Genomic DNA, 26,606 nt, shown 5'->3' with positions numbered 1-26,606 from the left:
ATGAATAATGATGAATTGGACGAAATAAATCTTAATGACCGCGATACAATAAAGGATGGTCAAGAAAAAAAAGAGGGCTTTAATTTAGGAAAAGCCATTGCTCTTCTTATTCTCTTTGGTGTCTGTATTTATTTAATATATGCAATCCTTTCAACTTCAAAAGACACAAAAAAACAGCCCATAGAATTGCCGAAAGAAGAAAGAAGCAGACAAACAGAGCTTTTCCAATCGATAAAACCAACAATAGCTCCTCTAGAGCTAGCTGATAAAAATACCCCCCTGCTGCCTAAGGTTGAAATACCAGCGCCAACAATCAATCAGCCAAAATCTGATCATAAACTATTAGAAGCAGCGCAACGTGCTCCCGTTTTAGCCTATTTTAATCCAAATCAGCAACAGGGTATTCCGGAAAATAATAGCGTGCCTTCTAACCAAAGCAATGATAACTCGAATAAAACAACACAATCCTTTAATCAACTTCTCGAACCAACAAAGTTAGATGGTGTTCGTGCATCAACGCTTGGTAACCGAAATTACATCATTGCAATGGGAGCTTCCATCCCATGTATCTTAGAAACAGCAATCAGTAGTGAACAACAAGGGTTTGTGAGCTGTATCGTTTCTAGAGATATCTTATCAGACAATGGTCGTATCGTCTTGCTCGATAAAGGAACGCAAATCATTGGTGAATATCGTGCGGGTTTAAAAAAAGGCCAATCGCGTCTCTTTATATTATGGAATAGAGCCAAAACACCAGACGGTATTATTATAACATTATCCTCACCCGCAACAGATTTCTTAGGTCGATCAGGTGTTGATGGCGATATTGACAATCATTGGTTTGAACGACTTGGTTCTGCACTTCTTGTCTCAATCGTCAGAGATGGAACAAATTATTTAAATAACCGGCTAGATTCACTAAAAATGCCAACAACACAAGAACAAACAACAGATACCGTGTCTTCAGAAAAATATACCCTTTCTGTAGGAACATATATGGCAAAGATTATCGCGGACAATTACGCTAATATCCCTCCAACCTTGACCAAAAATCAGGGTGAAATGGTTAATGTTTTTGTTGCCCGCGACCTGGATTTCTCAACTGTATATAAATTGAAAATTGTTGAAAATAATAAACAGGTCATTCGTCGTGCCTTTTCAGGAGACTTTCATAAAAATTCTACAGTGACATTAAAATGAAACAAAACTTCCAAAATTTAAGCGATGAAACCACTGCTATCGTTTTAACAAAACTTAAACCAATTGATAACTTTCTCAAAGATGAAAGTCTTTTTGAGATCGTTATTAATCGTCCCTATCAAGTCATGATTGAAGGAATTTCAGGATGGAAAACAATAGAAGTACCAGAATTCTCCTTTAATGAACTCATGGGTATGGCTAAAGTGATCGCGGCCTATTCTAAGCAAAGTATTTCCGATAAAAACCCAATATTATCCGCTACTTTGCCAAATAATGAGCGTATTCAAATTGTTATACCACCAGCTGTAAAAGAAAATACTATCAGCATGACAATTCGTAAACCATCATCCCGAAGTTATTTGCTCGAAGATCTAGCCAACAAAGGTCTATTTTCAATGTGTGAACAGATTTCTTTCACTCCATTGAATGACTATCAATTGCGTTTTGATGAACTCAAAAACGTCGAGCATAAATTAGCAATTGATTATTACAATAAAAATTTTGTTTCCTTTTTAAATCAAGCTGTGAAATTGCAAAAAAATATTCTTATTTCAGGGAAAACAGGAGCTGGTAAAACAACGCTGTCAAAAGCATTAATAGCTAAAATTCCTGATGATGAGCGTATTATAACTATTGAAGATACACCAGAGTTAGTTGTGCCGCATCTTAATTGTGTTTCTATGATCTATGCAAAAGGTGGGTATGGCTTAGCTTCTATTGGACCAAAAGAATTATTAGAATCCGCCTTGCGTATGCGTCCTGATCGTATTCTTCTACAAGAGTTACGAGATGGTACTGCTTTCTATTATATTCGCAATGTTAATTCAGGACACCCAGGTTCTATTACTACAGTTCATGCATCAACAGCATTGGCTGCATTTGAGCAAATGACGCTTTTGGTTAAAGAAAGTGAAGGAGGAGGACATTTAGAGCGCGATGATATTCGCGGGTTATTAATTTCAATGATTGATATTATTGTTCAATGTAAACGGATTGAAGGAAAATTTAAAGTTACAGAGATTTATTATGATCCTTTCAAACAACGAAATATTTTTGGAGCTAACTAAAATTGGAGGTAACTAAAAAAAGTATAATAAAAAAATTCAGATTTTAGTATCAATATAAATATCAATACTAAAACATCTAAAACTTTATAAGAATCTATGTGAAAAAGTTGTATTTATTTAAAATAATATTTGAGCGAATGATCATGAAGAAGCAAAATTTAAAATCTTTAAAAAAAATTTTAAAACCTTTAAGAATAAGAAAGAGAGAGAAATTATTAGATGTGTCTTTTTTTGATTGTGATTACACTTATCCTAACAGTGATGTATTAATCAATAAATATGGAATAAAGAATTCTCAAGCTCTTCATGAAAAGAGCGCGTATCATTCAGAGCAAGCGATTATTCGTTTGCGTCAAGAAGCTCTGCCAAATAAGTTTAATTCCTCTTATTTGAAACATATTCATAAATGTTTATTTGAAAACACGTTCGAATGGGCTGGCTATACGCGTGATCTTACATTTAAATTTAAAAATGGCGTAACTGCTAACATCTCAAAGATGCAAATACCAAATTCAGATGCTTTTTTTAAAGAGAGTAAAGCAGTTTCAAAAAGTTTACATAAATTTGATCAAGTGCTTTCGAAAAAAAATAATTTACAAGGCTTATCGCGTGAAGAATTTGTTGATGAAGCAACGAAGCTTTTTTCCTTTCTCAACTATATACATCCATTTAGAGATGGGAATGGGCTTGTACAACGAGTCTTTTTTGAAAGACTTGCTGAAGCTGCAGGCCATAAACTTGATTTTTCAGTTGTGACTCAAAAACGCATGATACATGCTTGTAATGATGCGATACCTGTAGAAGGTAATGTAAATTATGAAACGATGCAACATTTGTTCGAAGATATCTCTAATCCAGAAAAAAGACGCATTTTGAAGGATTATTTAAATGCTGTGTCTAATAATAAGCATGCATGTAATTTTTTGGATGATCAAATTATCATAACACCACGTGAAGGTGTGACTTATACAGGTTTTTATAAGGCTAGTAATGCGGATTCTATTATAGTTGAAACAGTAGACTTTTATATGGTATGCTACAAAGATTATTTTACACCAGAACAGCTTAAGGCATTAAAACCTAATGATGAGATTACTTTTACAGTTTCAATAAATAAAGATTTAGATCAAATTCTCATCCCAGCAGAAAAAATACCTCCTTTAACGTCAGAAAAAATTCTTCAAAAAATTGAGAATCATATTAAACTTCAAAACAATCGAAAAGAAATTGAGAATTTATCACAAATTGTTTATGGAAATTCAAAAGCGTTAGATCCAAGTATTGATATAATTAATAAAGGACGAGAAGTAAGTAAAAAAATTCCTGAGCAAATCTTAAAATATCCTAGGACTATTGCTAAGCTAGCTGGTTTTAAAATATTTGGTATAAGGAGTCCAAAACGCAGAACAGCTGAAAGGAATCTTGCACCACTTAGTCAAAAAATTAAAAATTATATGTCTGCTGTAGAAGTTACTAAAAATATAATCATTAGAAATTATGATAGAGAACAAAAACGCCTTTTACAAGAAGTAAGACTGCCTAGTAAGCTAATGCAAGATATCCTTAGCGTGGTTCAAAATGAGAAATCACAAGCCTTAAATGTAGAAAATTGTGTTAAGATCCAAAAAGAGCTTATTTCCTTTTTGACTAAAGTCAATTCTCGTCTTTCAGAGATAGAGTCTCAACAACTCAGAGATGGTAATTATAGAGAAATCGCTAAAAGTGTTGGTATTTCAGAACATAAAGCGAAAACACTTATAAAGACTGTTAATGACGCAAAAAAAATATGTCAAGAACTTCAACAATTGAAAATAAAAAAGTCAATACAGATGGCTGTGGCCGTTTAAAATATGAGTTTTTTATAACAAAATAAAAACATATTTTTATTTTACAAAAATGGAAAAATAGGAGGGATCGCTTAGTGGAAAGATCCAAAGATCAGGCATCTCTAACGGTAGCAGAACTTCAAAGACGTCGCTGGATTATCGATTCAGCGATTCATACTCATACTATTGAACGTATTGCCTTGCATCCTAATACACTTCTAATTTTAGAAAAATATGCAGAGGGAAGTTCATTAAATGAATTTAATATCCTTATGGATACTGCTATACAAATGATATTGCAAGAAATGGGAAATATGGAGGTAGAAATGAAAAAACTACTATCTACCTCCTCATCATCGTACGACAACTATATTTATCCTGCAACCCAAGTACTAAAAAATAAACATGGAATAATAGACTCAGACAATTTGTCCATGGTAAGCGGACATCATGCGGTGAAAGCAATAGTTAATTTGCACCATGAACCACTACCAGAAAGGTTTAATTCTTCCTATCTAATATATATCCATAAACGCTTGTTCGAGAATACATTTGAATGGGCTGGGAATAGTCGTAATTTCCCGTTTACATTTAAGGATGGCACTACTGCTAGTGTACACACAATGAGAAAGGTAAATTCTGACGATTATTTTTTAGAGAGTAAAAAAATTCCTCAATACCTAGATAATATGGATAAAACGCTTGCGGAACAGAATGATTTTCAAGGTTTATCGCGACAAGCTTTTATTAATAAAGCAGCGAGTATGTTTGCTCTTATTAATTATATACACCCATTCAGAGATGGTAATGGTCGCACACAACGAATGTTTTTTGAAAGACTTGCTGAAGCTGCAGGTCATCAACTAGATTTTTCAATTGTTACAGAAGAGCGTATGAGAATTTGCAGTATACTCTCTATGGTGCGTTCTGGTGTTATGGGCGATATAAGTGCTATGAAGCATATGTTTGAAGATATTTCAAATCCAGAAAAAGTGAGTATTATGAAAGAGTTCATAAGCTCCATGAGTAAGTTAGAGTATAAAAATGCTCAAAAAATGATTATTGTAATGCCAAAGAGAGGGTATAATTATCTAAGTTTTTATGAACGTGAGACTGCGGAACATCTTCTACTCAAAGTAGATCTTAATTATATTTCAAAATCTCTTTATATGGTATTCAAAAAAGATTATTTTTTACCAAATGAAGTTAAGGAATTAAAATCTGGTTGTCCACTGAGTTTTAAAGTTCCAATGAGTAGAGATATAAAAAATTTGGAAAATATTCTTATTCCAAAAGAAGCGGTAGCTTCTTTAACATCAGATCAACTTATTGAAAAAATTACGAGTCATCCTGCTGTCCAATTAAAGCGGCAACAAGTTGATATGTATGCAAAGTATGTTTATAAAAATTTAAAAGACTTTAATGAAAAGATAAGTGTAAAAAACATTATTGAAGATAAAAATTTTCAGGAAATTTTTATAAAGAAAATAGTCGATTGTCCTAAGTCTATTTCTGAATTGGCAGGCAAAAAAATATTATGGTTGAAAACTTCAAAATACAAAACCGCTGAACAAAATGTTGAAGCACTTGCTCAGAAGGTTTATGATTATGTTGATCTTGTAAAAGAGGTAGAAAATGAAATTGTTAGAGAGAATCTAATAAAGGAAAAATGTCTTACGACAGTAGTGGAAATGCCTAGCAAAACATTACAAGATATTTTTAATTTGTCAAAAGATATACAAAAAGAAACTTTAAGTTTTTCTCCTTCACTCCAAGAAGAACTCAATATTTTTATAAAAGCAGTCAATCAGCGTCTTATGCCACTAGAACATAAATGGCTTCGTGATGGTAATTATGATTTGCTAGCTGAAAGCATTGGTATATCACAAAGTAAAGCAAAACAAATTAGAGAGCTCTTTATGCAAGGCAAAAACCTACAAAATTTGTTAAAAGAAATCAAACGTGATCACTCAGAAGTAATCAATATGGCCGTTTAAAGTGTGTGGAGTTATAATTCATTTAATATTTATAGATGGCAATTATTGTAGCAACTCTATTCATGGAAAAGCATAAATATTTTATATAAGTTATTTAAGTTTCTAAATAATAATAGAGAACGGAACAAACAAGAAGATATGCTTCTATTTTATAAGAACAAGTAAAAGAAAGGAAGAGTTCATGAAAAAAACAACTGATCATTCTACATCTTTAACGTCAGAAGAATTACAAAAACGCCGTGAAGCAGTTGATGCAGCTATTAGTACACATGCAATTGAGGGAATCACTCTTCATTCTAAAACGCTTGAAATTTTAGAAGGATATGCGAAGGGAGAATATTCATTAGAGGAATTTAATACTCTTATGGACAATGCAACACTATAAAGAGTGAATAAAACAATAAATGTTGAGATACAATAATATACTATTTATCTTTAGCTCATGATTATATTTATTCTGGCAGCAATATATTAAAAATGAGTATGGGATAAAGAATTCTCAATCTTTTTATAAGAAATCTGCGTGTGATTGAGAGCAAGCAGCTGTTCATTTTCATCGAGAAATGCTGCCAAATAAGTTTGTTCACCTTATTTAAAATATCTTTATAAATGCTTATTTAAGAACATGTTCGAATAGGCAAGGTGTTACTTGCTGATCTTACATTTAAATTTGAAAATAGTATAATCGTTAACATTTCAAAGATGCAAATATTAACTCAGGTGCTTTTCATCAAAAGCTATGTTATTTGATGAGTAAAATCAATTTGCGTTTTTTATCAAGAATTTGAGAATTCTTTATCCTACATTCATTTTTAATAATGTATTATTGCCTAAATAAGTTTAATTACAATAAGAAAATAATGAATAAGACATGTTCGGCTCTTTATCATAATTTATCACTGAAAGAACCTCTTATAGAATTAGACTAACTATAAATAATTTTCTAAAATCTAAATATTTTGTATATCTTATTAAAGTTTTAAGTATTTTAGGAAGCATAGCTTCTTATTTATTACGCCTCTATTATTTGTTTAGAAACTTAAATAACTTATGTAAAACATTTCTACTTTTCCATGAACAGAATATTTTACAATAAGTATTATATTTATTATAGATAACCATATCGTAGATCATCATATGCTCTGCTATAACAATTAAGAAATCTAATTGATGGTTTACAGATTCAGTAAATTTTTCAAAAAATATTTGCTGTATGTGCTTATTGTCATCTCTAATCAGTCTTTCTTTCCTTTGGGAGCAAAACGATTCTGTTCAGTAGTAGCTAGCATCTCTTTTCTTCTAAAGTAAATTGCTCGTCCACATCGCAAAGGTGGTTGCCCTTGCATAAGAATGATTTGTTCATCTTGTCGCATCTTTTGAATAATTTCATGAGGTAAAATTAGCGCTCTTTGTTGATAATTTATATTTTTAGAACCTTTTAAAAATTGTCCTTTAGATTTGCTTGCTCCAGTCACTTCTATAGTCATTTGACCACAACGTTCTGAAATATCTTTAGCTGTTTGTAAATCTTTAATAGCAGCATAACTCACAAACGAACAACTCTCAAACCATGATTGCGCTCCTGATTTTCCAAAGTGATTTACCAACTGACCGGAGGACTGATAAAATAACATTAAGGATATGCCATATTTGCGTCCACGGTCACGCGCTTCTTCCAAAATATTCATATAGCCAAGCAAATCAACTTCATCTAAAACAAACAAAACGCGCTTTTTATAGTTTCCATCAGCTATAACCATTGCATTTAAAAAAGCACCAATAATCACACGCCCAATTCCTGGATAGCTATTTAAAATACTTGCCGGAAGATTCAGAAAAATATCTGTATTCCCATCCGCTATATCTGAAGATGCAAAATCATCACCACAAACAAGATCTGCATAATTAGACAAAGAAAGCCACTGAGTATCTTTTGAGGCAGTTGTATAAACACCTGAAAAGGTTTGATCTGCCATTTCTGTAAAAATACCAACCATTTCGCGAATAAAAGGAGAAGGCGATATATCTTGAATATGGCGTAATTGATTAACAACTGCTGTTTCTGATTGAGAAAGGATTTTTCGCAATGTTTTTAGATTACGTTCACAGTCGTCATATTCATCAGAAAATATGACATGCGCAAGAAGAGCAGTTAAAAGATTATGCGCTTGTGTTGAAAAGTACTCTGCTGAAGAATTTTCTGATTTTTTGTCAGTGAGTAGCAGTTTAGAAAAACCTACGATATTAGCTTCACGTTGTGTTCGCGGTACACTATTGTCTAAAAGCCAATCGAGAACATTAAAAGTTTTCGTTGATATTGAAGTTGGATCAAGAACAATAACATTTCTATTGTCCATCTTTTTACGCGTCAATTGAACCATTGGTGCAACTTCTGTTGAAGGGTCAAGACAAATAATAGAACCTGGATATTTTAAACATACTGGGATCACTGTACTTGTTGTTTTATATCCACCAGAACCAGCGAAAAAAATCATATGAGTTGAACCAAAATCAAGATTAAAGGTTAATAAGGGCGATGTTCCACCTTTCCCCCACGTTGCCTTGTTTCCAGGGGAAAAGGGAATGTTGTACACACTATCTTCGTCAACACGGTATCTTTCACCAATAACAATTTGACCATTCGCAGGAAAAATTTTTTTTGCCTCACTTAAATTCATCCATGATGCATCACCAAAAATTCCTTTTTTGGCACGCTTTACTCCTTTTTTATTTTTAAGCGGAGCAGTTATTAAGAATTGGGCTGCTAAAAGAAAAATACCACCAATTATGCCAAAGATGACCATGACATCAATAAATTGCAGAGCATAACTCCACGTTATTCCTTGTTGGCCGATATAAGGACTTAAGCGTTTAATTTCGCAATTAAGATAGTAAAGAGAAACACCCGTAAAAAAAAACGCTGTAACAATTGTAATCGCTTTGCGTAGATACAGTTTTTGCGATATGGTGTAAACAAATGATACAGCAACAACAAGCAGCTGCACTAATAATGGTTCTGAACGGATATACCAATATTTCTCATAATCTTGTAATCCGTTCGTTGCAAATAATAACATGTAAGGAACAAAAAATATTGTTAAACTGCCTAAAATTATTGGCATTAAAATAAGAAATAATCCCGTTTTAGTATATCTCATTACACCCTACTTTTGTTTTTATTATGCCACAAAATCACACTTATTAACTGAACATATAATGTGAATGGTATCTTAAAAGTTATAATATTATTATAAATAACTCTTAATTTATGAATATTAAACGAAACCTTACATTTTTAGAAGGTCATAAATTGCATTTGTGGATTTTTAGGTTGCAATATGTTCAAAATTTTATTGACTTTATTAACAGTTTCTATAAGAATTTTCGCTTTATTTACTGATATACCAATACTTGCAGAAAGTTCTTGATAATTAGAATTATACATCTTTTGATGTTCTTTTTTTGATAAACGCAAAGTAATTTGACGTATGAAATGATTCATTTCTATATAAGTTTCAGGAGAGGAACGCAAAGCATTTAATTGCAAATTTACAGACAAACTAAGTATATCTTGTAATTTTTTGCTAGGCATCTTTACTGTTTGTAAAAGACGTCTTCCTTTTGCTTTATGTTCTCTCATAATTGTACATCTAATATTTGATACTTTATCTGCATAATTAAATATTTCATTACTAAGTATTTTAGCATTTTGTTCAGAGATTTTATATTTTTGACTTTTGATATACCCAATTTTTCTACCCTTGAGCCGACCAATAGATTTAGGAGAATTTATAATCCGTTCAGAAAGCTCTCTGCCCATTTTAGGATTTGCATTAATATGACTTATATCTTGTTCTAGTATTTCGGGATTATTGTAAATTAATTTTGATAACGCTCTAATTTTTTCTAAGCTTTTTTGAATACAAGCATCATTTTCAATTTTTTCAATTACCTCTTCTTCCTTTAAAGGAGGTAATTGTTCTGCTGGGATGAGAAATTGACCTAAATTGTTATTTATTGAAGCTATAAAGGTAAGCTCATCATTAGGTTTTAATGCCTTAAGTTGTTCTGGTGCAAAATAATCTTTACAGCATAAGATATATGAATCCACCGTTTCGATCGTAATAGAGTTCAAATAACTGTTTCTGTAAATACCGGTATAAGCAACATCTTCATGTGCTATCATCACAATTTTATTATCCAGACTTTCGCGTCTACTCCCAGATTGGGGGTAGATAGCTTCTTGTAAAAGATATACTTTTTCTGGATTGGAGATATCTTCGAATAAATGCCGCATCGCTTCATAATTTGCATTCTTAGGCATTGCATTACTACAAGCATGTATCATGCGTTGTTTGGTCACAACTGAAAAATCAAGCTTATGGCCTGCAGCTTCTGCGAGTTTTTCAAAAAATATTCGTTGCGCATGTCCATTTCCATCTTTGAACGGATGTATATAGTTAAGAAAGGAAAAAAGCTTTGTTGCTTCATCGACGAATTCTTCACGCGATAAGCCCCGTAAATTATTTTTTTCAGAAAGCATTTTATCAAATTCTTGAAAGCTTTTTTCAATTTTGTAACCAGTTAAAAACGTATCTTTATAATCTGATGTTTTTACTATGTGCTGTTTGGCAGTTGTGCCATCTGCAAATTTAAATACACGACCCCGAATACACCCAGCCCACTCGAATGCGTTCTCAAATAAGCGTTCATGAAGATATTTTAGATAAGAAGAATTAAATTCCTCGGGTGATGGCTCCTGGCGCAGAGCAATCATTATTTTTTTTATATCACAAGAATACTGTTTGCGTAATTCTCTATTATTTGTTATTCCGTATTTGTTTTTTAATACTTCAGTATTAGGATAATAATAACCAGAGTACATAGTTTATCTTTTTTATTAATTTTTGTAAAATAGAAGAATGCTTTTGATTTTTATATTCTTTTGATATTATACACTCGTTAAAAACAATTTTTCTTTATTTATAAAATAGTCATTATCACAGAATTTTTTCCTATCCATACAAAAATAGAAGTAAAAAACCTGTATTTTCAAACGGCCATAGCCATTATTTCTGAACAATCAACTTTTTTAATTTTTTCTTTGATCTTTTCAAATTGTTTACACAATTTTGCGCTTTTGTTAACAGTTTTTATAATTGTCATTGCGTGCATTTCTGATACACCAATGCTTTCGGCAAGTTTTTTATCATGATAGTCACAGATGTAATCTTTCTCTCTTGCTGAAAGACGAGAATTGACTTCATTCAGAAAGCTGCGAAGCTCTTCGTAAAGAAGAGGAGAGGCCTCTAAGGCATTTTTTTGCTCATCCTTTGGCAAATTAAGAATATCTTGTATTTTTTTACTAGCTTTTTTCACCACTTGCCCAACACGCTTTTGATCTTTTTCAAATTCTAGAAAAATTTCATCTTTAACATTTTTCACAATTTCCCCATGTTTTTCAATCTCCGAAGTGAGTTTTTCAATATTTCTTTCAGCTATCCTACGTTTTGGACTCCTTATACCAAATACTTTAAAACCAGCTAGCTTACCAAAAGCTTGAGGAGATTTTCTAATCTGTTCGGAAAGCTGTTTACTTGTTTCAGGATATTTACGAATACACATTATCTGTTCGTCTAATACTGTTATGTCTCTATAAACAAACTTTAAAAGATAATCAATTTCCTTTTGGCTTTCTTTAATACAATTAGTACGTGAAACTTTTCTGATTATTTCTTCTTCCTTTAAAGGAGCCATTTTTTCTGCTGGAATGAGAATTTGATCTATATCTATTGGAACTGTAACGGTACACACATCACCAGGTTTTAATGTCTTAAGTTGTTCCGGTGGAAAATAATCTTTAACGCATAGAACATGAGAATCCGCTGTTTCGATTATAACGGAATTTACAGTACCTATTTTATAAATACCTGTATAAGTAATACCTTCCTTTGGCATTATAACATATTCATCATTCAAACGCTCGCGCTCCAATCTAGGTATGCGTCGAATAAAATCCTTTAAAACAATTATTTTTGGGGGATCAGAGATATCTTCAAACAGAAGTTTCATCTCTTTATGAGCCCCATCACCCTCTAGAGTCATTGAATCAATACAGGCACGCATTATACGTTTCTCTGTCGCAACTGAAAAATCTAGTTGATGACCTGCAGCCTTAGCAAGTTTTTCAAAAAATATTCGTTGTGTAGGCTCATTACCAGCTCTGAAAGGAGCTATAGAGTTGAGAAAAGCAAAAAGTTTCGCAGCTTCATCAATAAACTCTTCACGAGATAAACCTTGCAAATTATTCTTTGAAGCAAGTAGTTGATCAAATTTCTTTAAGCTTTCTTGAATGTTCTTACCCTGTACATAAAAAATATCTGAGTCTGGAACTTTCATCATTGGCATTTCAGCAACAGTGCCATCATCAAACGTAAACGAAAGATCACGAGTATATCCAGCCCATTCAAATGTGCTCTTGAATAAGCGTTGATGGATATATTTTAAGTAAGAGGAATCAAATTCTTGGGGCAATGGTTCCTTATTTAAATTGATCATTACTTTTTTTGCATAACGCTTACATTCGTATGCAAGTTTTTTAGTACTCATTATATTATGTTTATTCTTTAATACTTTCATGTGAGGATAAATATAATTACGAGCTAAAGATATATCAGTCATTTTTTACTGTAGTCCTAAAATTAACTATTGTATCATAATTTATATTTTTTTTGACCTACGCCATATTACAACCCCTTTTATAAATTATAAAACAAAAATATGTTATAATTTTGTTATAAAAAAGCTTGTATTTTAAACGGCTACGGCCATCTGTATAGACTTATTCACTTTCAATTGTTGAAGTTGTCGATACATTTTTTTTGCTTCATTAACAGTGCTTATAAGTATTTTTGCTTTATGTTCTGACATACCAATACTTTCAGCGATTTGTTTATAATCACCTTCTCTGAATGCTTGAGATTCTGTCTCTGAAAGACGAGATTCAAATTTAGTCAAAAAGGAAATAAGCTCTTTTTGGATCTTAACACAATTTTCTACATTTAAGGCTTGTGATTTCTCATTTTGAACCACGCTAAGGATATCTTGCATTAGCTTACTAGGCAGTCTTACTTCTTGTAAAAGGCGTTTTTGTTCTATTACATGATTTCTAATGATTATATTTTTAGTAACTTCTACAGCAGACATATAATTTTTAATTTTTTGACTAAGTGGTGCAAGATTCCTTTCAGCTATTCTGCGTCCTGGAGTTCTTATACCCAATATTTTAAAACCAGCTAGCTTAGCAATAGATTCAGGATCATTTAAAATTTGTTCAGGAATTTTTTTACTTACTTCTCGTCCTTTATTAATTATATCAATACTTGGATCTAACGCTTTTGAATTTCCATAAACAATTTGTGATAAATTCTCAATTTCTTTTCGATTGTTTTGAAGTTTAATATGATTCTCAATTTTTTGAAGAATTTTTTCTGACGTTAAAGGAGGTATTTTTTCTGCTGGGATGAGAATTTGATCTAAATCTTTATTTATTGAAACTGTAAAAGTAATCTCATCATTAGGTTTTAATGCCTTAAGCTGTTCTGGTGTAAAATAATCTTTGTAGCATACCATATAAAAGTCTACTGTTTCAACTATAATAGAATCCGCATTACTAGCCTTATAAAAACCTGTATAAGTCACACCTTCACGTGGTGTTATGATAATTTGATCATCCAAAAAATTACATGCATGCTTATTATTAGACACAGCATTTAAATAATCCTTCAAAATGCGTCTTTTTTCTGGATTAGAGATATCTTCGAACAAATGTTGCATCGTTTCATAATTTACATTACCTTCTACAGGTATCGCATCATTACAAGCATGTATCATGCGTTTTTGAGTCACAACTGAAAAATCAAGTTTATGGCCTGCAGCTTCAGCAAGTCTTTCAAAAAAGACTCGTTGTGCAAGCCCATTCCCATCTCTAAATGGATGTATATAGTTGAGAAAGGAAAAAAGCTTCGTTGCTTCATCAACAAATTCTTCACGCGATAAGCCTTGTAAATTATTTTTTTTCGAAAGCACTTGATCAAATTTATGTAAACTTTTTGAAACTGCTTTACTCTCTTTAAAAAAAGCATCTGAATTTGGTATTTGCATCTTTGAGATGTTAGCAGTTACGCCATTTTTAAATTTAAATGTAAGATCACGCGTATAGCCAGCCCATTCGAACGTGTTTTCAAATAAACATTTATGAATATGTTTCAAATAAGAGGAATTAAACTTATTTGGCAGAGCTTCTTGACGCAAACGAATAATCGCTTGCTCTGAATGATACGCGCTCTTTTCATGAAGAGCTTGAGAATTCTTTATTCCATATTTATTGATTAATACATCACTGTTAGGATAAGTGTAATCACAACCAAAAGAAGGCAAATCTTTTCTTTTTAAAGGCTTTAAAATTACTCTTAAAGATTTTTTTCTCATATTACTCAGAACTAATTATATTGAAAATTAAGAATATCCTTTGGATATCTGCAGTATCAAAATTGATTCCTTCGATAGAAATCACTGTCATCAAGCAACGGGAGTCTAATGCAATCACATGCTGATTGACATGACGAACATAAGGGATAAATTCCTCAGGTAGAGATTCCCGTTTCATCACTGACAGTTGTCTCACTTATTTTAGCTCCTTGTATGTACGGACAAGACGGAGAGGAGACGTAGATCCTCCACCCCATCTTGTCAGGTTTTTTTGTTTCCCTCGAGTATTGAGCCACGCGAATAAAACACGAAATTGGTTATGATCGCGTTTTGTGATTTCGCGTAAAATAAAATGCAAACCAACTCCAAGACCGATCATTGAAAAGCTGCTTGTTATGATAAAAAGAGTAGATGTTGCCATGACATTTAAGGCCATTGCTTCTACGGTAACACCTGCAAACATCGCTGGTCGTGTGCAAGCAAGAAAAAGAGTATCTTCATTCATTTATGATGAACTCCCCATTAATAACGTAACAAGAGCCGAAGCACCAAAAACAATACCAATACCAAGAACACAATATGCTGCTTTGCGTAAATCAATAACACCATACATCCAACCAATACCCACAGCGGCAACACAGATCGTTGCAATGAGCTTCGCTGTTGTCCCTGTCATCATTGTAACAATATTCCGCAAAACCGTATCAAGATTTCCCATACTGGCAGTAGCAGAATTAGCATACGCAGGGGTTAACACTGCAAACATTGATAAAAGTAGCGCAAAAGCGATATAATAAATATGCTTAGATATAATGTTTGGCATTTAATCTCCTCTTCAGAAAGAATATTGATTACAAACTGACATCATATTACTTTTACAAATTTAAAAACTTTAAAACTACAGGCCTACAACTTTAAGATTCTTTAATCGCAAGTGTTCTACCAAACTATCACAAAAATTCTTTACTAGAATTCTCCGACTGAGAGACAGAAATTAATCAAATCTATAACCAAAAAGGCTAATGTGGATATTGTTATTTTATCAAAATGACAATATCAAGAGCGTAAAATAATGTTTTTCTTTGCAAAATGTGTTTAATTTGCAACAAATGCTGTTGAGACGCTTTCTTTAAGATCTAGAAAAAAAGCAGAGATGCATAAAAAATTGTAGGATATAGAAACAATAAGGATTGGGCAAATGCGATTTAAATCGATTATTCTTGTCTACATTATCTGCTCTATAGGAATATGGATAATAAGCCAAAACCATTACAAAACAGATCTAGATATTCTCGAACCATTAAAAATGCAAGAAAACCAAGATACAATGGAGATCAAGATCGAACAAAATAAGCACTATGAAACAAGTGTGCCAAAAAAATTAGAAGAAAATGACCCAGATCTCAATTGGATCAATAGCGATTCAAATAATCATGAAGGTGTGTTTAATGGTATCGCATCTGTGACTAGTGGTGTCACATTTAAATTAATAATTCCTGCTGAACAACCTCAGCATAAACCTATCGTCCGAAATATTCACTTATATGGTGTAGATACATGTGCACCCCGTCAAAAAGCAAAATTAGATAATCAAGAATGGCCATGTGGAGCTGTCACAACAGCATGGCTGGTCACAAAAACTCTAGGACATAACTTATCTTGTAAACAAGCTGTTATAGAAAAAGAAACTCACTATGCTCAGTGCTTTGTGCAAGGAGTCGATCTAGCAGAAATAGGGCTTGCAGAAGGCATGCTGATCCTATCAAAAGACAATAAATATTCAGTTCCAACAACATATTTAAGTGCTGAACAAAACGCCTATAACAATAAAATTGGCCTTTGGTCTAGCAACTTTACTGAGCCTATACAGTGGCGCAAAAAGTATGGAACCTATAACCCTTTCGATAACCACCATCAGTTCATGTCTGAATCAAAATAAAATGCAGAAATATTCCATTAAACTTCAAAATACAAAAATAAACCAAACATAATTTTTGAAAAATAGTCTAAAACGCGTAATGATAATAATCTTCTCATCGCTAGTTTCAAATGATCTCCTAATAAACATGCCTTATAAAAATCTATTTGATAGAAGGATAATCCTCTAATGAGAATGCTCTAGCATTCCATCACAATCAAACAAAAATTTTCATTCTTACATTAAACAGAATAATACATATCAAATTCAACAGGATGAGGGGTTGTTTCATAGCGCAGAACTTCTTTCAGCTTTAATTCAATAAAGGAATTAATTTGGTCATCATCAAAAACATCGCCAGATTTAAGAAAATCGCGATCTTTATCAAGAAATTCAAGTGCTTCGCCTAGGCTTCTAGAAACTGTAGGAATGTCTTTGAGCTCTTTCGGTGGCAGATCATAAAGATCTTTATCCATAGCTGGACCAGGATGTATCTTATTCTTTATACCATCTAGACCAGCCATAATAAGCGCTGAAAAGGCCAAATATGGATTCGATGATGCATCCGGAAAACGAATTTCTACACGTTTTGAATGCGGTGAAGCACCAAATGGAATACGACATGCTGCAGAACGATTGCGTGCAGAATAGGCAAGAAGGACAGGGGCTTCATACCCAGGAACTAAGCGTTTATAAGAATTAGTTGATGGGTTTGTGAAAGCATTGAGTGCTTTTGCATGCTTGATAATACCACCAATAAAAAATAAACAAGTCTCTGATAGCCCAGCATATTCATTACCTGCAAATATTGGTTGTTTATCTTTCCAAATTGATATGTGGACATGCATACCTGAACCGTTATCACCTAGAATTGGTTTGGGCATAAAGGTTGCTGTTTTTCCATAACTATTGGCGATTTGATGTACGGCATATTTAAAAATTTGCATTTTATCAGCTTCACGAACCAGTGTATCAAATCGAATACCTAATTCATGCTGAGCTGCAGCTACTTCATGATGATGTTTTTCAACATGTACACCCATATCCTTTAACGCAGTAAGCATTTCAGAACGCATATCTTGGCAAGAATCAATAGGAGGGACTGGAAAATAACCACCTCCCATGCGTGGGCGATGACCAAGATTGCCCATTTCATATTCAGTATCATCATTTGACGGATTTTCACTTGAATCAAGTTTAAAACCTGTATTGTAAGGATCAATTTTATAGCGTACGTCATCAAAAATAAAAAATTCAGCTTCTGGTCCTATATAAATTGTATCACCGATCCCTAAAGATTTCATATAAGCTTCAGCTCTTTTAGCAATAGAACGTGGATCTCTATGATAGAACTCTCCTGAAACAGGATCAAGTACATCACATAATATGATCAAAGTCGATTGAGCAAAAAAAGGATCAATGTGAGCTGTTTCTGCATCTGGCATTAAGACCATATCGGATTCATTAATTGCTTTCCAACCAGCAATTGAAGAACCATCAAACATAACACCGTCGGTGAATGTATCTTCGCAAATTTCAGCAATATCCATTGTAACATGATGCAATTTGCCTTTTGGATCAGTAAAACGTAAATCAACAAAGCGTATATCATTATCTACAATTTGTTTAAGAATGTCTGAAACGGTTGTCATATTCAATTTCCTTATTGGATTGAGGTGAATAGAAAATATAAAAATTTTATAGATATTTAAAGAGCATCAATGCCAGTTTCACCAGTTCGAATACGAATGACGTCATCGATAGGTAAAACAAATATTTTTCCATCTCCTATGTTTTTTGTTTGAGCTGCTTTACGGATTGCTTCAATTGCTTTCTCTAGGATTTCATCAGGAACAACCACTTCAACTTTGACTTTAGGTAAAAAATCAATAATATATTTTGCACCTCGGTAAAGCTCTGTCTGTTCTTTTTGGCAACCAAAACCTTTTGCCTCCGTTATTGTGATACCTTGTAGACCAATTTCTTGAAGCGCTTCTTTTACTGCATCAAGCTTAAAAGGTTTTATGATGGCTTCAATTTTTTTCATACTGAGATTATCTCCAATGATTTTATTTTATTAATTTATATATCATTATACTATATTTACGATTACGATAATGAGATGTATCAAAAAAGTACTTTTTCACGAAAAAATCAAAAATAAGGCATTTTATTCTTATTAGAAATAACTATATTGCATTATAAAATGTAGCGCTATTGTTTTATAGGATAAAAAATATAAAATTTATAAAAGATAATAATGGTGTAAATTAAGGCGTTATTTTTTATTAGTGCTTTATTAGATAATTGATAATTTTGTGATTTATTTTAAAATTTTAAATTATGTAAAGGTCGACGTAGCAAGAGTTCTTTTAGAAATTTACCAGTATAAGAACAAGGGACATTAATAATGTCTTCAGGGCGGCCGACAGCAACAATCTCACCTCCATTATCTCCACCTTCTGGCCCCAGATCAATAATCCAATCAGCTGTTTTTATGACTTCAAGATTATGTTCAATGACTATAACTGTATTACCTTGCTCGACTAGTTCATGGAGTACTTCAAGAAGCTTGGAAATATCGTGAAAATGTAAACCAGTTGTTGGTTCGTCTAAGATGTAAAGTGTGCGCCCGGTTGTTTTGCGTGAAAGTTCTTTAGCGAGTTTTACACGCTGAGCTTCACCACCAGAAAGTGTTGTGGCTTGTTGCCCGATTTTAATATAACCAAGACCAGCTTTAACAAGGATGCCGAGTTTGTTGTGAATAGAAGGAATAGCTTGAAAAAAATCTTCTGCTTTTTCAACTGTCATGTCAAGTATATCAGCAATGGATTTACTTTTAAATTTCACTTCAAGTGTTTCTCTATTGTAGCGTTTTCCTTGGCATACATCGCAAGTAACATAGACATCAGGTAAGAAATGCATTTCGATTTTGATAACACCATCTCCTTGACATGCTTCACAACGTCCTCCTTTAACATTAAATGAGAAACGTCCAGCTTGATAACCGCGAGCTTTTGATTCCGGGAGTTCTGCGAACCAATCGCGAATTTGAGTGAAAATGCCAGTATAAGTTGCTGGGTTGGAGCGTGGGGTACGTCCAATAGGTGATTGGTTGATATCAATTACCTTATCAAGAAACTCTAGTCCTTCAATTTTATCGTAGCTTGCTGGGATTTGATGGCTTCCCATGATATGACGTGATGCCGCTTTGAAGAGGGTTTCAATAAGAAATGTTGATTTTCCCCCACCAGAAACACCAGTTATGCAAGTAAAAGTTCCGAGAGGAATATTTACATTGATATTTTTCAAATTATTACCTCTGGCTCCAATTACTTTAAGTGTTTTTGATTTTGATATTTTGCGTCGTTGAGTAGGAAAATTAATTGTCATTTTTCCTGAGAGATATTGACCTGTAAGTGAAGATGGATTGTTTATAATTTTTTGTGGGGGGCCTTGAGCTATGATTTCTCCACCATGGACGCCTGCAGCAGGACCAATATCGACAATATGATCCGCGGTGAGAATAGCATCTTCGTCATGCTCAACAACAATGATTGTATTGCCAAGATTGCGTAGATGACATAGCGTCTTTAAAAGACGTTCATTATCACGTTGATGTAAGCCAATGGATGGTTCATCTAATACGTATAAAACTCCTGTGAGACCAGAGCCAATTTGCGAGGCTAGTCTAATACGCTGACTTTCTCCACCTGAAAGTGTACTTGAAGCTCTGGATAAGGTAAGATATTCGAGTCCCACACGGTTCAAAAATGTTAAGCGCTCACAGATTTCTTTTAAAATTCGTGCTGATATATTGCGCTGTTTTTCATTGAGATATTGATGAACGTTGGAAAACCAATGACTTGCTTTTAAAATGGAAAGTTCTGATATTTGCCCAATATGCATTCCATGGATTTTGATAGCAAGTGCTTCTGGTTTTAAACGGTAACCATTACAAGTTGGGCAGAGTGAAGAAGATATATAAGGTTCAATGTCTTCATGAAAATGTGTAGAATCTGTTTTTTTCCATTGTTGCTCCATGTTTGGAATAACACCTTCGAAGGTTTTTTTTGTAGTGTAAGACTGTACATCATCTTCATAGAAAAAGGAGATCTCTTTTTTTGTTCCATATAAAATAGCGTGTTGTGCTTCATTTGAGAGCGTGGACCACTTATCTGTGAGTTTAAACCCATAAACCCTTCCTAATGCTTCTAAAGTTTTATGATGATAAGATGAGGATGATTGGGACCAAGGAGCAATAGCTCCAGCTTTTAAAGTAAGATTTTCATTTGGTATGATTTTTATCGGATCGATTACTTTTTTTGTACCAAGTCCATCACAAGCAGGGCAAGCGCCAAAAGGACTGTTGAATGAAAACAAGCGTGGTTCAATTTCAGGAATTGAGAAACCAGATATAGGACAAGCAAACCTTTCTGAAAAAATGAGTCGTTTGTGGGTTTCATTTGTTGATTTATTGAAAGATCCTTTTACAGTTTCATTTTCTGTTAAAAGCTGATCTGCCATTTCAGCAATTACAAGCCCATCTGCTAATTGTAAGCAAGTTTCTATACTATCAGCTAGTCGAGCAGTAATATCATTACGCACGATAATGCGGTCTACTACTACATCTATATCATGTTTATATTTTTTATTAAGAGGAGGTATATCAGTTATTTCATAAAATTTTCCATCAACTTTTGCACGTTGAAATCCTTTTTGTAAAAGTTCTGTTAGTTCTTTTTTATATTCACCTTTTCTTCCTCTAATTAAAGGCGCCATAATAAAAATGCGAGTACCTTCTGGAAGTGTCATAATTTGGTCAACTATTTGACTCACTGTTTGGCTCTCAATAGGGAGGCCCGTAACAGGTGAATAAGGGATACCAATACGAGCAAAGAGCAGGCGCATATAATCGTAGATTTCAGTGACAGTACCAACTGTTGAACGAGGATTGCGGGTGGTTGTTTTTTGTTCAATGGAGATAGCAGGGGAAAGTCCATCTATTTGATCGACATCTGGTTTGTGCATCATTTCCAAAAACTGGCGTGCATAAGTGGAAAGGCTTTCAACATAACGACGTTGGCCTTCAGCGTAAATTGTATCAAAGGCTAAAGATGATTTCCCTGAACCGGAGAGACCCGTTATGACAATGAGTTTATCACGGGGGAGGTCAAGATTAATATTTTTTAGGTTATGTTCACGTGCGCCGCGAATAGAGATATATTTTTGATGAGACATATTAATCCTTGGCACATATTAGCAAAACTTAAATCATGAATATGAAATAAGATTATTTTTTGAAAATTACAATGTGTTCAATTGCTGCATTTAGAAAAGAATACAGACTTTGGTAAATGAAGAAAGTTAAGGTAGTAGTTTTTTGTGTTTTATGTAAAATAAACTATACGTTGATGTTCGATTTTGTTATAATATAAATGGTTTGAAATTGTGGAGTTTATACAATGGCTGGGAGCCTTAATAAAGTTATTTTAATCGGTAATCTTGGTGCAGACCCTGAAATTCGTCGATTGAACTCTGGTGATCAGGTAGCAAATTTACGTATTGCTACTTCAGAGAGTTGGCGTGATCGCAATACGAATGAACGTAAAGAGCGGACAGAATGGCACAATATCGTTATTTTTAATGAAAATCTGATTAAAGTTGTTGAGCAATATTTAAAAAAGGGAAGTAAAATTTATATTGAAGGTCAGTTGCAGACACGTAAATGGCAAGATCAAAATGGAAATGATCGTTATACAACGGAGATTGTTTTACAAAAATACCGTGGTGAACTACAAATGCTTGATAGCCGTGGGGTAGGGAGTGGAGAGCAAATATCCAATGTGAATCAGTCAAGCAGTGGTTTTGATCAAAGAGATGATTTTGATCAGAAAAATACTCAATTAGAAGGAAATTTTTCACATCAATTGGATGATGATATTCCTTTTTGATACCTTTAGTAGTGATATTCTATTTCAGAAGTATTTGTATATTTTATCATATATGTTTATTTTACTTTTTATTGAGCAGCGTGCGCGTTATTCATTGCATATACGATTTTTAATAAAAGAAAATAACGTATTGAAAATTATCATTAAATGTTTACTTTTTGTAAAGAGCTGAATTAGCATTTTGCAATTTTTTTCGATATAAAAGATCAAAATGATTCTTTTTTGAAAGTATTGAAGTTGTGACCGATCTTACTACACAATCAGAACATGATGTCCTGACCGGTATTGAACCAGTTAGTATTATTGAAGAAATGCAACGCTCTTATCTCGATTATGCGATGAGCGTTATTGTATCGCGTGCATTACCTGATGTGCGCGATGGTCTTAAGCCTGTTCATCGGCGTATTCTTCATGCGATGAATGAAATGGGGCTTTCTTTTAATAAATCTTATCGTAAGTCAGCAGGTGTCGTTGGGGAAGTTATGGGGAAGTTTCATCCCCATGGTGATGCTTCAATTTATGATGCATTGGTGCGTATGGCACAGGATTTTTCTTTACGAAATCCATTAATTGATGGACAAGGAAATTTCGGTTCTGTGGATGGTGATCCTCCTGCTGCAATGCGTTATACAGAGTGTCGTTTAGAAAAAGTTGCAGAAGAACTTTTAGCTGATATCGATAAAGAGACGGTTGATTTTCAAGATAATTACGATGGACGTGAGCGTGAACCTATAGTTTTACCAGCACGTTTTCCTAATCTTTTAGTTAATGGATCAGGTGGGATTGCTGTAGGAATGGCAACCAATATTCCTCCACATAATCTTGGTGAAGTCATTGATGGATGTATTGCTTTAATTGACAATCCTAATATAACGCTTGATGAAATAATTGAAATTATTCCTGGTCCGGATTTTCCTACAGGTGGTATTATTCTCGGTCGTTCAGGTGTTCGTTCAGCTTATGAAACGGGACGTGGTTCAATTATTATGCGTGCTAAGGTTGATATTGAAGAAATTCGCAATAACCGACAGGCAATTATTGTAAGCGAAATTCCTTATCAGATTAATAAAGCAACGATGATTGAGAAGATAGCTGAATTAGTACGCGATAAGCGCATCGAAGGAATCTCTGATCTGCGTGATGAGTCTGATCGTGATGGATATAGGGTTGTTATTGAACTTAAGAGAGAAGCTGTTGCGGATATTGTTTTGAATCAACTATACCGCTATACGCCATTACAAACTTCTTTTGGCTGTAATATGGTCGCGCTGAATGGGGGAAAGCCTGAGCAAATGACGTTGCTTGATATGCTTCGTGCTTTTGTTTCTTTTCGTGAAGAGGTGGTCAGTCGGCGCACAAAATATCTTTTGCGTAAGGCGCGTGAGCGTGCGCATGTTTTAGTTGGCCTTGCTATTGCGGTTGCAAATATTGATGAAATTATAGCATTAATTCGCACAGCACCTGATCCTCAGACGGCGCGTGTACAGTTAATGGAGCGGCGTTGGTTGGCAGCTGATGTAGCATCTTTAATTAAGCTTATTGATGATCCTCGTCATATTATCCATGAGGATAACACATATAATTTATCTGAAGAACAAGCTAGAGCTATTCTGGAGTTACGTTTACAGAGGCTTACTGCACTTGGACGTGATGAAATTGCTGATGAGTTAAATAAAATTGGGGTAGATATTACAGATTATCTTCATATTTTGTCATCACGTTTACGGATTATGGGCATTGTGAAGGATGAACTAAGCACTCTTCGCGAGGAATTTGTGACTCCCCGGCGCACTGTCTTTGGTTTTGGTAATGCTGAGATGGACAATGAAGATCTAATTGTGCCAGAGGATATGGTGGTAACGGTTAGCCATAGTGGTTATATTAAACGTGTACCTCTCAATACATATCGTGCTCAGCGTCGTGGGGGTAAAGGGCGTTCTGGTATGTCCACAAAGGATGAGGATTTTGTAACGCGCTTATTTGTGAGTAATACACATACACCCGTTCTTTTCTTTTCATCACGAGGGATCGTTTATAAAGAAAAGGTTTGGCGTTTGCCTATTGGTACACCGCAGTCGCGTGGGCGCGCGTTGGTCAATATGCTTCCTTTACAGGAAGGAGAGCGTATAACAACAATTATGCCATTGCCAGAAGATGAAGCAAGTTGGAGTGAATTAGATGTTATGTTTGCAACAACTCGTGGAACAGTACGCCGCAATAAATTATCGGATTTTATTCAGGTAAATCGTAATGGTAAAATTGCCATGAAACTTGATGACGAAGATGAAATTTTGTCTGTAGAAACTTGTACAGAGCGTGATGATGTTGTTCTGACAACAGCCAATGGACAATGTATTCGTTTTCCAGTCATTGATGTTCGTGTTTTTGTGGGACGTAATTCGGTAGGGGTACGTGGTATCAATATGGTTGATGGTGATAAGGTTATTTCTATGACTATTTTAGAGCATGTTGAGGCAACGTCAGTGGAGCGTTCTGCTTATATTAAACGTGCAATTAATGAGCGACGTTCTGCTGGTGCGGATACGGAAGATGTTGTAATTGTTGATGAAGATGAAGATGGAGATGAAACAGAACTAACAGATGAGCGTTATGCAGAGCTTGCTGCTCGTGAACAAATGCTTTTAACAGTTAGTGAGTTTGGATATGGAAAGCGATCTTCTTCCTACGAATTTCGTATTTCAGGGCGCGGTGGAAAGGGGATTCGCGCAACTGATCCAAATAAAACTGTTGAAATTGGTAAGCTAGTAGCAGCCTTTCCAGTAGAAGCGCAAGATCAAATAATGCTGGTTTCAAATGGAGGACAACTTATTCGAGTTCCTATTGAGGGGATTCGTATAGCTGGTCGTTCTACAAAAGGAGTAACAATTTTTAATACAGCAAAGGGTGAAAAAGTTGTATCGGTTGAGCGCATTTCTGATCCTGAGGATGATGCCAATCAATTAGATGATGACAGTGAAAAACATTCTGGTATGGTTGATATTAATTAAGATAAATAACTCTAAAATCATCGGAAAAAATAGATGACAGTTGCTCTTTATGCAGGATCTTTTGATCCTATTACAAATGGTCACCTTGATATTTTGCGAAGTAGTTTAGTTTTAGCTAATAAAGTGGTGATGGCTATTGGTATACAAGCTATAAAAAAGCCATTTTTTAGTTTTGAAGAGCGTGTTGATTTAATTGCACAAGTGAGAAAAGATATATTGAATATAGGTTCTGATCGGTTACAAGTTATTTCATTTGACAATCTCCTTATTGATAAAGCGCGTGAAATTGGTGCTTCATTTCTTATTCGTGGATTGCGTGATGGTACTGATTTTGATTATGAAATGCAGATGGCGGGAATAAATGAAATGATGGCTCCTGAGTTGCAAACGATTTTTTTACCAGCAAGTATTTCTAGCCGTATGATAAGCTCTACATTGGTGCGTCAAATTGTCACTATGGGAGGAGATATTACGCCTTTTGTTCCTCCAAATGTTGCACAAGCTTTGTATTCAAAATTTAAATCTCAAAGGGAAGAATGATTGTGTTTTTTAGAATTTTTACTTTTTTAACATGTTTTTTTTACTTATTTTCATTTAGTGCTGCTGCAGATGAGCATAATATTCTTGTTTTATCTCTTAAAAATGGTGATGTAATTATTCAGTTGCGACCAGATCTTGCACCAAAACATGTTGCTCGAATTAAGAAACTAACAGAAGAAGGTGCTTATAATAATGTCGTATTTCATCGCGTTATTCCTGGTTTTATGGCTCAAACTGGTGATGTGAAATTTGGAAAAAAAGATAGTGTTGATTTTGATCTGAAAAATGTTGGTAAAGGTGGTTCAGACTATTCTAATTTACCAGCAGAGTTTTCAAAGCAACCTTTTAAACGTGGTGCTGTTGGTATGGCTCGTTCACAAGATTTAAATTCAGCAAATTCTCAATTTTTTATTTGTTTTGATGATGCTACTTTTTTAAACGGTCAATATACTGTTGTTGGAGAAGTTGTAAAAGGAATGGAAGTTGTTGATAAAATTAAAAAAGGAACTGCAGATAATAATGGGTCTGTAACAGATCCTGATGTTATTAATGCTGCTTATTTACAAATTGAGAAAAAAGTGGAAGTAGAAATAAAGGAATGACACT

The 26,606-nt window shown here is 33.9% G+C and carries 19 protein-coding genes and 1 pseudogene; 10 read left to right on the top strand and 10 right to left on the bottom strand.

Annotation, left to right across the window (positions count from 1 at the left end; all coding sequences use genetic code 11):
• The 5 genes from virB10 to Bho11B_RS04835 all read left to right on the top strand — a co-directional run bounded on the left by virB10 (position 1) and on the right by Bho11B_RS04835 (position 6,475).
• Positions 1-1,200 carry a type IV secretion system protein VirB10 gene (gene virB10, locus Bho11B_RS04855; RefSeq protein ID WP_078673469.1) on the top strand — a complete coding sequence of 400 codons (1,200 nt, stop codon included), beginning with the start codon at positions 1-3 and terminating at the stop codon, positions 1,198-1,200.
• Positions 1,197-2,267 carry a P-type DNA transfer ATPase VirB11 gene (gene virB11 / locus Bho11B_RS04850; protein ID WP_078673798.1) on the top strand — a complete coding sequence of 357 codons (1,071 nt, stop codon included), beginning with the start codon at positions 1,197-1,199 and terminating at the stop codon, positions 2,265-2,267. The genes virB10 and virB11 overlap by 4 nt, the downstream gene beginning before the upstream one ends.
• Positions 2,268-2,410: 143 nt before the next feature.
• Entirely contained in the window at positions 2,411-4,114 is a 1,704-nt protein-coding gene (locus Bho11B_RS04845; RefSeq protein ID WP_078674152.1) for a BID domain-containing T4SS effector, read from the top strand.
• Between the two features lie 74 nt (positions 4,115-4,188).
• Positions 4,189-6,090: a BID domain-containing T4SS effector gene (locus Bho11B_RS04840; protein ID WP_078673800.1), complete on the top strand. Its 1,902-nt coding sequence runs from the start codon at positions 4,189-4,191 to the stop codon at positions 6,088-6,090.
• A gap of 181 nt (positions 6,091-6,271) precedes the next feature.
• The gene (locus Bho11B_RS04835) at positions 6,272-6,475 is read left to right on the top strand and encodes an antitoxin VbhA family protein (protein ID WP_035007373.1); all 204 of its coding nucleotides are present in this window, start codon (positions 6,272-6,274) and stop codon (positions 6,473-6,475) included.
• Positions 6,476-7,325: 850 nt separating this feature from the next.
• Here the strand turns inward: Bho11B_RS04835 and traG are convergent.
• From traG to Bho11B_RS04800, 7 genes and pseudogenes are all read right to left on the bottom strand, one after another.
• Positions 7,326-9,248: a Ti-type conjugative transfer system protein TraG gene (gene traG / locus Bho11B_RS04830; protein WP_078673801.1), complete on the bottom strand. Its 1,923-nt coding sequence runs from the start codon at positions 9,246-9,248 to the stop codon at positions 7,326-7,328.
• A 137-nt stretch (positions 9,249-9,385) separates the two neighbouring features.
• Positions 9,386-10,975, bottom strand: coding sequence for a BID domain-containing T4SS effector (locus Bho11B_RS04825; RefSeq protein WP_078673802.1), 1,590 nt, complete (start codon positions 10,973-10,975; stop codon positions 9,386-9,388).
• Between the two features lie 167 nt (positions 10,976-11,142).
• Positions 11,143-12,771: a BID domain-containing T4SS effector gene (locus Bho11B_RS04820; protein WP_078673803.1), complete on the bottom strand. Its 1,629-nt coding sequence runs from the start codon at positions 12,769-12,771 to the stop codon at positions 11,143-11,145.
• Between the two features lie 132 nt (positions 12,772-12,903).
• The gene (locus Bho11B_RS04815; RefSeq protein ID WP_078674151.1) at positions 12,904-14,580 is read right to left on the bottom strand and encodes a BID domain-containing T4SS effector; all 1,677 of its coding nucleotides are present in this window, start codon (positions 14,578-14,580) and stop codon (positions 12,904-12,906) included.
• 7 nt (positions 14,581-14,587) lie between these two features.
• Positions 14,588-14,767 (bottom strand): annotated as a pseudogene (locus Bho11B_RS07385) (hypothetical protein); the annotation flags it as partial.
• A 9-nt stretch (positions 14,768-14,776) separates the two neighbouring features.
• Complete coding sequence (locus Bho11B_RS04805; RefSeq protein ID WP_035006340.1) at positions 14,777-15,085, bottom strand: type IV secretion system protein VirB3; 309 nt, start codon at positions 15,083-15,085, stop codon at positions 14,777-14,779.
• A complete protein-coding gene (locus tag Bho11B_RS04800) occupies positions 15,086-15,403 on the bottom strand; it encodes a TrbC/VirB2 family protein (protein WP_078673474.1) in 318 nt (105 codons plus the stop codon).
• Between the two features lie 375 nt (positions 15,404-15,778).
• On the opposite strand from Bho11B_RS04800, the gene Bho11B_RS04795 reads away from it, so the two are divergent.
• Positions 15,779-16,519 (top strand): hypothetical protein, encoded by a 741-nt coding sequence (locus Bho11B_RS04795; RefSeq protein WP_035006338.1) that lies wholly within the window; start codon positions 15,779-15,781, stop codon positions 16,517-16,519.
• A gap of 221 nt (positions 16,520-16,740) precedes the next feature.
• Here Bho11B_RS04795 and glnA read toward each other — a convergent pair whose 3' ends face one another.
• The 3 genes from glnA to uvrA all read right to left on the bottom strand — a co-directional run bounded on the left by glnA (position 16,741) and on the right by uvrA (position 21,739).
• Positions 16,741-18,150 carry a type I glutamate--ammonia ligase gene (glnA, locus tag Bho11B_RS04790; RefSeq protein ID WP_078673797.1) on the bottom strand — a complete coding sequence of 470 codons (1,410 nt, stop codon included), beginning with the start codon at positions 18,148-18,150 and terminating at the stop codon, positions 16,741-16,743.
• Positions 18,151-18,206: 56 nt separating this feature from the next.
• The gene (locus tag Bho11B_RS04785) at positions 18,207-18,545 is read right to left on the bottom strand and encodes a P-II family nitrogen regulator (protein WP_078673796.1); all 339 of its coding nucleotides are present in this window, start codon (positions 18,543-18,545) and stop codon (positions 18,207-18,209) included.
• A gap of 281 nt (positions 18,546-18,826) precedes the next feature.
• Positions 18,827-21,739: an excinuclease ABC subunit UvrA gene (uvrA, locus tag Bho11B_RS04780; protein ID WP_078673795.1), complete on the bottom strand. Its 2,913-nt coding sequence runs from the start codon at positions 21,737-21,739 to the stop codon at positions 18,827-18,829.
• Positions 21,740-21,963: 224 nt separating this feature from the next.
• On the opposite strand from uvrA, the gene ssb reads away from it, so the two are divergent.
• From ssb to Bho11B_RS04755, 4 genes are all read left to right on the top strand, one after another.
• Complete coding sequence (gene ssb, locus Bho11B_RS04775) at positions 21,964-22,452, top strand: single-stranded DNA-binding protein (RefSeq protein WP_035006333.1); 489 nt, start codon at positions 21,964-21,966, stop codon at positions 22,450-22,452.
• Positions 22,453-22,691: 239 nt separating this feature from the next.
• Positions 22,692-25,460, top strand: coding sequence for a DNA gyrase subunit A (gyrA, locus tag Bho11B_RS04765; protein ID WP_078673793.1), 2,769 nt, complete (start codon positions 22,692-22,694; stop codon positions 25,458-25,460).
• A 33-nt stretch (positions 25,461-25,493) separates the two neighbouring features.
• On the top strand, positions 25,494-26,000 hold the full coding sequence (gene coaD / locus Bho11B_RS04760; protein WP_035006330.1) for a pantetheine-phosphate adenylyltransferase: 507 nt from the start codon (positions 25,494-25,496) through the stop codon (positions 25,998-26,000).
• On the top strand, positions 25,997-26,602 hold the full coding sequence (locus Bho11B_RS04755) for a peptidylprolyl isomerase (RefSeq protein ID WP_174377792.1): 606 nt from the start codon (positions 25,997-25,999) through the stop codon (positions 26,600-26,602). The genes coaD and Bho11B_RS04755 overlap by 4 nt, the downstream gene beginning before the upstream one ends.
• The last annotated feature ends 4 nt before the right edge of the window (positions 26,603-26,606 follow it).

The sequence above is a fragment of the Bartonella sp. 11B genome (genome assembly GCF_002022625.1).
In the GTDB taxonomy this organism is placed as follows: Bacteria; Pseudomonadota; Alphaproteobacteria; order Rhizobiales; family Rhizobiaceae; genus Bartonella; species Bartonella rochalimae.
The sequence above is the reverse complement of the archived record's forward strand: the minus strand, read 5'-3'. Positions and strand labels throughout refer to the sequence as shown.